This is a genomic window from Flavobacterium sp. TC780, from assembly GCF_056783245.1.
Window position 1 is genome coordinate 1 of the sequence record NZ_JBXBAV010000114.1, and the last position, 8,088, is coordinate 8,088.

12 protein-coding genes are annotated in these 8,088 nt (G+C 34.1%); 2 read left to right on the top strand and 10 right to left on the bottom strand.

Annotated features, from left to right (window positions below):
• Both AC1RYN_RS12315 and AC1RYN_RS12320 read left to right on the top strand, forming a co-directional pair.
• Positions 1 to 605: site-specific integrase (locus tag AC1RYN_RS12315; protein ID WP_481807194.1), on the top strand; the 605-nt coding region annotated here is incomplete at its 5' end.
• A 210-nt stretch (positions 606 to 815) separates the two neighbouring features.
• Positions 816 to 1,094, top strand: a complete 279-nt coding sequence (locus tag AC1RYN_RS12320; protein WP_481807195.1) for a helix-turn-helix domain-containing protein — start codon at positions 816 to 818, stop codon at positions 1,092 to 1,094.
• Between the two features lie 61 nt (positions 1,095 to 1,155).
• Here the strand turns inward: AC1RYN_RS12320 and AC1RYN_RS12325 are convergent, their stop codons facing one another.
• The 10 genes from AC1RYN_RS12325 to AC1RYN_RS12370 all read right to left on the bottom strand — a co-directional run bounded on the left by AC1RYN_RS12325 (position 1,156) and on the right by AC1RYN_RS12370 (position 7,866).
• Entirely contained in the window at positions 1,156 to 1,629 is a 474-nt protein-coding gene (locus AC1RYN_RS12325; RefSeq protein ID WP_481807196.1) for a hypothetical protein, read from the bottom strand.
• 57 nt (positions 1,630 to 1,686) lie between these two features.
• Positions 1,687 to 2,094 (bottom strand): hypothetical protein, encoded by a 408-nt coding sequence (locus AC1RYN_RS12330; protein WP_481807197.1) that lies wholly within the window; start codon positions 2,092 to 2,094, stop codon positions 1,687 to 1,689.
• A 4-nt stretch (positions 2,095 to 2,098) separates the two neighbouring features.
• Positions 2,099 to 3,118, bottom strand: coding sequence for an RHS repeat-associated core domain-containing protein (locus AC1RYN_RS12335; protein WP_481807198.1), 1,020 nt, complete (start codon positions 3,116 to 3,118; stop codon positions 2,099 to 2,101).
• A gap of 48 nt (positions 3,119 to 3,166) precedes the next feature.
• Positions 3,167 to 3,565, bottom strand: a complete 399-nt coding sequence (locus AC1RYN_RS12340) for a hypothetical protein (protein WP_481807199.1) — start codon at positions 3,563 to 3,565, stop codon at positions 3,167 to 3,169.
• A complete protein-coding gene (locus AC1RYN_RS12345; protein WP_481807200.1) occupies positions 3,562 to 4,590 on the bottom strand; it encodes an RHS repeat-associated core domain-containing protein in 1,029 nt (342 codons plus the stop codon). The genes AC1RYN_RS12340 and AC1RYN_RS12345 overlap by 4 nt, the downstream gene beginning before the upstream one ends.
• A gap of 5 nt (positions 4,591 to 4,595) precedes the next feature.
• On the bottom strand, positions 4,596 to 5,639 hold the full coding sequence (locus AC1RYN_RS12350) for a transglutaminase family protein (RefSeq protein WP_481807201.1): 1,044 nt from the start codon (positions 5,637 to 5,639) through the stop codon (positions 4,596 to 4,598).
• Positions 5,640 to 5,642: 3 nt separating this feature from the next.
• Positions 5,643 to 5,804 carry a hypothetical protein gene (locus AC1RYN_RS12355; protein ID WP_481807202.1) on the bottom strand — a complete coding sequence of 54 codons (162 nt, stop codon included), beginning with the start codon at positions 5,802 to 5,804 and terminating at the stop codon, positions 5,643 to 5,645.
• Between the two features lie 32 nt (positions 5,805 to 5,836).
• Entirely contained in the window at positions 5,837 to 6,331 is a 495-nt protein-coding gene (locus AC1RYN_RS12360; protein ID WP_481807203.1) for a hypothetical protein, read from the bottom strand.
• Entirely contained in the window at positions 6,322 to 7,005 is a 684-nt protein-coding gene (locus AC1RYN_RS12365) for a hypothetical protein (RefSeq protein WP_481807204.1), read from the bottom strand. Before AC1RYN_RS12365 ends, AC1RYN_RS12360 begins: the two co-directional genes overlap by 10 nt.
• Before the next feature lie 393 nt (positions 7,006 to 7,398).
• Positions 7,399 to 7,866, bottom strand: a complete 468-nt coding sequence (locus AC1RYN_RS12370) for a hypothetical protein (RefSeq protein ID WP_481807205.1) — start codon at positions 7,864 to 7,866, stop codon at positions 7,399 to 7,401.
• Between the last annotated feature and the right edge of the window lie 222 nt (positions 7,867 to 8,088).

Sequence of the window (8,088 nt, forward strand, 5' to 3'; positions counted from 1 at the left end):
AAGATCCCTTCGCTAGTTTCAAGAAGCACTTTGATAAAGTGGAACGGGAGTCATTAAACAGCAAAGAGCTAATAGCATTAGCAAATAAAGAGTTTACTATTGAGAGGCTAAGGCATGTTCGGGATATGTTTTTGTATAGCTGCTACACAGGTCTTTCCTATATCGAACTCGCTGAACTTACCCCGAACAATATTATCACAGGTATAGACGGAGGACTATGGATATCTACAAGCAGGGCAAAAACAGATACAGGTGTGCGTGTACCACTGCTGCCACAGGCAATAGAATTGATGGAGAAGTATAGAGATGATCCGAGAGCTCTGAATAACGGTACAGTTTTCCCTGTAATTTCAAATCAGCGAATGAATGGCTACCTGAAAGAGGTCGCTGACATCTGTGGGATAACCAAGACATTGACATTTCATATAGCACGTCATACTTTTGCAACTACTGTTACATTGAGCAATGGAGTACCAATTGAAAGCGTCTCAAAAATGCTCGGCCATACCAGTATTCGAACTACTCAGATATATGCAAAGGTTGTAGAGTCTAAGCTTAGTGAAGATATGCATAATCTTAAACAACGAATGTCTGCTGGTGTGTAATATATTCTAAAATAGAAATTTAAAAGGTGGTCGATATTGACCACCTTTTGTGTATAATATAACAAGTGCATTTTGCTGGTAAAAGAGTGCCATAATCAGCCAAACATGGACAGTATTACTCCTTTTGTTCAGTCATTACTTTATTTTGTAAATGGTTTGTAAAAACTGCCAGAATCTAAGTTAGATATTGTTCAATGTAAAGTAAGAATTATGAATGTAGATCTTATTACCAGGGATGACCTTGATAAATTTAAAAAAGAACTTTTAGAAGAAATTCGAAGATACCAGCAATATCCTCGCAAACCAGGTCAGGAAACGCGGGTATGGCTCAAAAGTTACGAAGTTCGTAAACTTCTAAATATTTCCGCTGGAACCTTGCAAAACCTACGTATAAATGGCACCCTTCCTTATAATAAAATAGGTGGACTTATGTACTATCGCTATGAGGATATTCAAAAACTGATGGATGGGGTTAGTAATGTTACGTGAGCATCCGCAGTATGTATCTACTAACAAGAAAAACATAATTATTAAGATAATTCCCTTCGCATTATTTTTTTCTAACCCTCAAAAACGTTGAATTAGGACTTGAAAGTTCAAAAGTATAGTTTTTAGTTGAAGATAAAGGTTCGAACTTTTTCTTGTATTTTTTGCTATTCAAATCGTAGATTCTAACTATATTATAAAGATCCTGTAACCATGCTTTCTGATATTCTATCTCAAAATCGTAATAAGTAGATTTACCATCTAAATAAACTGTGCTATTGTATTTTAAATAAATACTCTTTGTCGCGGGAGACACTATTTTTTCATAATCTGACTTACTTAATGATAAAGTACCAGGATAATATAGCGCTGACAAATTTTCTGTTGATGTGTCTGTGGTGATTATAAAAGTAAGTTTTGATTGCGTGCTTATGATTTCATCATCTACAACTAAAATAAAACTTAAATTTTGTATCTCCTGTGCTACAAGATTTTTTGAACTCAAGAGCAAAAAACAGATTATGATTATTTTCTTCATTCTTATTAATTTTGCGGAGTTAATATTCTTTGAATAGCTTTTTACGATCACGCAAATTTATTTTGATTTTTTTAGATATAAACCGTGTAACTGATTCGTTTCATACATATAGAAATTACTTGTCTTTCTATTCCAAATAACTATATCATCCATGATAATGTTTTCAGTAGGTAGATACCCCATACTCCAAGTCATACTATCTAAAGTAAAATAGTAGCTTTTATTAAATTCAATCTTTAAGTAATCAGAATTTTTCTTTAGATTCTTTATAACTTTCTTCTTAGGTTTATCTACTAAGATCTTTATAAACAAGCTATCTTTATTAATAGCACTGATTATATAGTAATGTTTTAAAGAATCTATTTTAGTGATATTGAAATCTCCTTTCAAATTAACAGGTTCGTTCTGCTGACCATATCCGATGAAACAGATGAATAATACTATTATGTAGATATAGTTTTTCATAATTTTAATTTTTAACTGCTTTTTTATTGTCGTATAAGATTTTGCTTTCTCCCTTTGCATTAGTTATAACTCTATTCCCTCCTTGGTTATTAATAATTGCATTGGCAGGATTTCTATTTGGTTCCAATGCGTTTGCTCCATTATGTGCGCTTTGATATGCTGCTTGTGAAACAGTCGCATCCTTTGCTCCTGGATTTTCTTTTGCCCCGATATATGCTTCCATTACTGCATGCTTAACAACAGTTCCCGCAGGCTGGCCTGATACAGTATCAATCTTTTCAGCAGTAGTTGGATTGACAGTTTGATTTGCAGTTACACTCCCATCAGCATTCACTTCACTTCCCATAAATGCATCCCCATCAAATGTTTTAGTCCCATTTTGAGTGTCAACGCTATTTCTATCTGTTGCATTAAGTTTAACTGTCACGCTAGTATCGGTTGTTGCGTCTAATAGTTTTTGGTCAGCGGCAGTTGTTGCTTTACCAGTAGCTTCTACTTTACCGTTTTTATCCATAGTTAGACTTAAAGCAGTTGAAGACTGTAATTGTGAGAATGCTTTATTTCTATCCTTCTCATTGCCGCCAACAATTACAACATCGTTTACGCTCATTCCATCAGGGTCAGTAAATCTAACAGGATTGTTGACTGCAAATGTATAAGGAGACCAACGTCTATATTCTTCACTCAATGGATCTGGTGACATCCAACGTCCGGCAGTATCCCCTGTAGGTTGTGCATCTAAGTTTAATGTATCAACAACAATTCTGCCAACAATTTCTTTTTTATCAACATGCCAACGCATTGTACCAATTGTGACAATACTGTCAAGGTCATGAACCTCTAAATATTTTCCTTTGCTTAATGTAGCAACTGGTGCTTTACTTCCATACTTTACGAAAGGGTTTCCTGCTTGAATATTTTTTTCTCTTCTGGCTTTCTCTTCTTTAGAAAGTTTTTCTTTTTTCTGTGCAGATGCTGTTCCGATTGTGAATAAAAGAAATATTAAAAAATAGTAGTTCTTCATAAGAATTATTTTTGTTAAAGACAATTAGCGAAATTTAATAATCTAAAATTAATTCGTAATTAGCCATAGCCCATTAAGATTAGTAGCTCGATACAAAACTAGCGGTAAACTATCTTTATCTCTCCAAATTACTTTTTCAGTACCTTTAGAAGAGGATATTATGTATTCACTGGTTCTTCCTCTATAGTTTTTATCTATTCGAGTCAGTGATATAGGATATTTTTTTCCTAATTCAATTTTTGTTGCTTTTTTTGTTTTCAACATTTTGTTGTCTTCGATTATGATTCCTTGGAGCGAATCTGTCTTAATATATACAATTGGATTACCATCATCTAAAAATTCAATTTTGGTTACTTCAGATAGCGGTTCTTGTTTAACATCTTTCACTTTAGTAAGTGAACAAGATATAACAAGAAAAATATACGATGCAATAATTATTCTTTTCATTTTTTTGGTTCTGTATATAATGGTAGTCGTTTACCACTACTATTGATTATAGTTCTTACTCCGTTAATAACTTTACTGTCATAATTATCAGTATGTCTAGAATCAAGGGCACGAGCTTTAGCGTGAGCTGGTCCATAATTTGCCTGGGCTGCCTTTGGATTGGTAGTAAAATCGGCTGCTTTTCCAGTAGCAACTGCTCTTTTACCTTCCTGAATAGCTTCCAAAGTTTCGTGAACAACTCCAACTCCTTCTGGTCTTCCTACATGGTTGTCAACTTTTGCTCCAAAATCAGGATTTACAGTTTGGTTTGCTGTCATTGTTCCATCTGCATTTTTGACACTACCATCAAATGCGCCCAAACTTGTCATTAAAGCTCCTGTACCGTCTGTTGACACAACACCATCTGTGGAATTTATACTTGCTGTAAAACTTGAATCAGTAGTTGCATTTAGTAGTTCTGTATCTGCTTGAGTTAATGGACCTGAAAAATCTTGCGTAGCTTTTACTTTACCATTTTCATTCATTGTTAAGGTAAGTTCTGAACCCTTGTTTAATTGGTCTAACGTTTCTTGCTTTTTATTACCTGTAATAACAACATCATCAACACTCATGCCATCAGGGTCAGTAAATCTAACAGGGTTGTCCACTCCGTAAGTATATGGTGACCATCGTCTATACTCTTCACTCAACGGGTCTGGTGACATCCAACGGCCGGCAGTATCACCAATTGGTTGAGCATCTATATTTAATGTGTCTATTTCAATTCTACCAACAATTTCTTTTTTATCAACATGCCAACGCATTGTACCAATTGTGACAATACTATCTAGGTCTTGAACCTCTAAATATTTTCCTTTGCTTAATGTTGCTACTGGTGCCTTACTTCCATATTTTACAAAAGGATTACCCGCCTGAATATTTTTTTCTCTGCGTGCTTTTTCTTCATTAGAAAGTTTCTCTTTTTTTTGAGCGGACATAGTTCCAAGCGTAAACAAAAGAAAAATTAAAATATAGTGATGCCTCATAAGTATTATTTTTTGCTAATGGTATTCAAATTTTTATTTTCATATTTACTTCGTTCTTCTTTTAAAGATACTAACCAGTTGAGATACATATCTTCCGGCATATTTCTATACCCGATTTGATGAATGTGCTCATACTCTTTTTGTAAACCTTTAAAAAGCAAATCGTGTTTCGCTTTATCTTCTTCCTTTTCGATTTGTTTGTAATGTGTCTCAGCTCTCAGAATTAATGCAGTAGCAAAGTTTGGATAATTTTTAATTGCAGTTTCAGTACATTTTAAAACAAATGTTCCATCATTGTTTGGAAATTTAGCATTGTAATTATCTGCCAAATCGATTAAAACAAGAGCAATGCTCTCTTTATTGTTTAATGCTTTCATATATACTCCATTAGTAATTGCATCTATATGTACAAAACCAGAAGCCATAATCCATGCATCAATCGGAAAAATTCCGCTTGTGAGTTCCGTATTGTACCAGCCATCTTTTATGCTTCTATGCTTGATATAAATATGATTGGGTGCAAGTGCTAAATTAGCTTCTACACCCAGTTCTTCAGCTAATATTTTGTATAAATAAGGTAAGGAATGACAATTACCTTTTCTGGTCTGTAATAGTTTAGATACGAAGAGATTTTCTCTAGTAGTATGCCCAAAAACATCATTAAAATCATATCCGAAAGGCTCATATTTATAAATAGTATCATTAATATTTAATGGAATCGTATCATGCATTACTTCAAAAACGGAAGCCCATTTATTTACTTTTTCTTTGTCTCTTTCAAGGTAAGCCAAAAATCTGTCCTTGATTAATGACTTACTTAGATTGTTTAATAATTTGATTTGTTTATTTATCCAAAGTGTATCAAGATTGCCTTCTAAATAAGCATTCTCAACTGCGAAAACTGCTTTTTTAAAACTGTACTTACCATCATTTTCAATCATATTATTTAGCAGAGTATAGCTGCTTTCAAATAGTTTCTGCTTTTCCTGAGCAACCAAACAGAATTTTGAGAACAATAGTAGAACAAGTATGAAGTTTTTTATCGTCATTAATTAATTTTTAAGTTTTATTATTGTTCCCTTAAATTGTTTAGCTAATTTCTCGCTTTCCTCTTTCTTTTCAGCTTCTTTTAATGAGCCTAGCCATTTTTCATATGCATCTGCTGGCATTTGCTGAAAACCCGAATCATCAATTATGCTGTATTGAGCATGCATTTGTCGCAGAATTTCTACAGCCTCTGGATAATTTAATATTTTTTCTCGCCCTCTTGAGTTTGAGTATTAATTCCTAGCTTTCTAACAACATATTTTAACCTTGCCTCATTATAATTTGACTTAACCATATTGGCATTAATACTGTTTGGATTCAACTCCAAAGCCTTGTTGGCAACTTTTTCAACAAAATCATCGTAGCCAAATTTATGTAGATAACCTGACGCTAAATCTGTATAAAATTGTGACAGCATTTCCTTCTTTGACAAATTCTGCATATAAAGTTTATTCTGAATGGCTTCAGCTGTTATAAATCCATTATTTAGAATGAAAGATGATACAGTAAACATTCCGTTTGTGAGTTCGAGGTTATACCATTTTCCTTTTTCGTCTTCAAATTTAATGTAAGAATGATTTGGAGAAAGTGCTAAATAAGCTTCTGCATCTATTGCTTCTGCAAGTATCAAATAAAGTAACGGCATTGAATGACATTGCCCGGAGTTTGTTTTTAGGAGCTTTGTTACAAACATTTTTGCCCAATTTTCTCTCCCCCCCAATAATCCTCAAAATCATATTTGATCGGAAAGTGTTTTTCTTTAAATCCTTTAACCTGCATAGGTTGAGTAAAGAATTCAAAAAGCATAAAGTTTTTAGCTGTGTTACTATTTGTATCAAAGTTTTTTTCTTTCATTTTCGCCAAAATAAATTCAGCAGTTTGTTTTATAACTTTATCAAATTCTACTTTATCAAGTTTGTTTTCGAAGTAGGCATTTTCAATATCGAAATTAACATCTTTTACTGAATAATTATCTACATCAATATGAAGCATTTTGTCAAACACTTCTCTGTAATGTTCTGTTCCAGGGATTTTTGAATGGGACGGAAGGTCATATACTGAAGGCTGAAACTCTGCAATGTCAGATTTGACACTGTTCAACGTCTCTTGACGAAGCTTTTCATGCTGATCTACTTCATTCATGATACGCTTATTCTGCTGTTGCTGATAGCTATTACCAGATGTCGAATTTGGCGTAGGCACAACAAAATTATCCATACCCGGGGCAATAAGAGTTGGCAGAGTTGGTTGTATTACGGGCAATTCTGTCTTAGGTACAGATTGACCAATAACTTGTGCTGTATAAAGAAAAACACAAAAGGTTATCTTAATAAGCTTGTAAATTTTGAAAAGATTATTATTTCTCACTTTATTTCTAACTTGGACGTACGTCCTACAGTATTTATTATTAGAACTCTGAATTTTGTCCTGTGAGGGATAAAGACAAAGAATATTTACAAAATTTTGGAGCCAACCTTAAGAAAATTCGCGAAGACAAAGGCTTTACTCAAGCCCGAGCTTGCTATTGACAGTGATTTGGATATCTCCTATATCAGCCGTATTGAAAACGGCAGGATTACATCCGTCCCTAATCTATCTCACACATCTTGCTGACGCGCTTGGCGTCGATATGAAGCAGCTAATTGGCTTTTAGTAGGTAAGACTTTTCCGAAGCGAACATACAAAATATTTTTTCTATTTCCTTACGGAAAAACCCGAAAAAGTAAAAACAAGTATTTGGCTTCGTTTATTTGATCATCTTCATGCACTTCCCATTTTATATCGCGGCAGACCTATCTCATGCTCCTGAGGGTAAGGCGCTCTGTGGGTCATGCTTATATCCTCACGGATATTTCTATGTGCATCATATTGTTTTTCATTACTTTCAGAATGCCTTGGATATGGTATAAAGGGCATTTTAGCCATCTTAGTTACTGTTATCGTAGGAAAATGATAATCGACCTCCACATTTCCTAACAGCAGGTAACATCCTCCTCCTTGAAAGGGATATTCTTTAAGACTGCGGAGTAAAATGAGCCGTATAAACAGTTCTCCCTCTACATCTATCCATGTTCCAAAAAACAGCTTGCGCCCATCTTTATAGCAACGTGCTTTCGAGAGATCAAATAAGCCAGCATTTTTACCGTTTTTTTGTGATGTTGCAATAAGTCTTTTGCCATTACATCGCCTAGAATCATTTTGTTTGTGCAGATGGAAAGGCGTGCACACAACCAGGAAAGCTTAATAATTCAATTTCAGTTGAAAAACATATTAAATCTTTAACATTACAGAAACGGGAGATTGTATTCTTTACTGGTTCCTGAAGAAGCATCAAACTGCTGATTTTCAGGTTTGAAATTAACCATTATCAGCCTTGCAATGACTAATAACTGTTTTTTTTAGGTGCTGCCTCCTTAACAACAGGAGCATGTATTAACCTTAGCAATACGT

Coding starts and splice junctions, on each gene's coding strand:
- AC1RYN_RS12360 (WP_481807203.1), bottom strand. CDS start 6,331: ATGTTTGTAACAAAGCTCCTAAAAACAAACTCCGGGCAATGTCATTCA.
- AC1RYN_RS12340 (WP_481807199.1), bottom strand. CDS start 3,565: ATGAAAAGAATAATTATTGCATCGTATATTTTTCTTGTTATATCTTGT.
- AC1RYN_RS12325 (WP_481807196.1), bottom strand. CDS start 1,629: ATGAAGAAAATAATCATAATCTGTTTTTTGCTCTTGAGTTCAAAAAAT.
- AC1RYN_RS12320 (WP_481807195.1), top strand. CDS start 816: ATGAATGTAGATCTTATTACCAGGGATGACCTTGATAAATTTAAAAAA.
- AC1RYN_RS12350 (WP_481807201.1), bottom strand. CDS start 5,639: ATGACGATAAAAAACTTCATACTTGTTCTACTATTGTTCTCAAAATTC.
- AC1RYN_RS12335 (WP_481807198.1), bottom strand. CDS start 3,118: ATGAAGAACTACTATTTTTTAATATTTCTTTTATTCACAATCGGAACA.
- AC1RYN_RS12330 (WP_481807197.1), bottom strand. CDS start 2,094: ATGAAAAACTATATCTACATAATAGTATTATTCATCTGTTTCATCGGA.
- AC1RYN_RS12345 (WP_481807200.1), bottom strand. CDS start 4,590: ATGAGGCATCACTATATTTTAATTTTTCTTTTGTTTACGCTTGGAACT.
- AC1RYN_RS12355 (WP_481807202.1), bottom strand. CDS start 5,804: ATGCATGCTCAATACAGCATAATTGATGATTCGGGTTTTCAGCAAATG.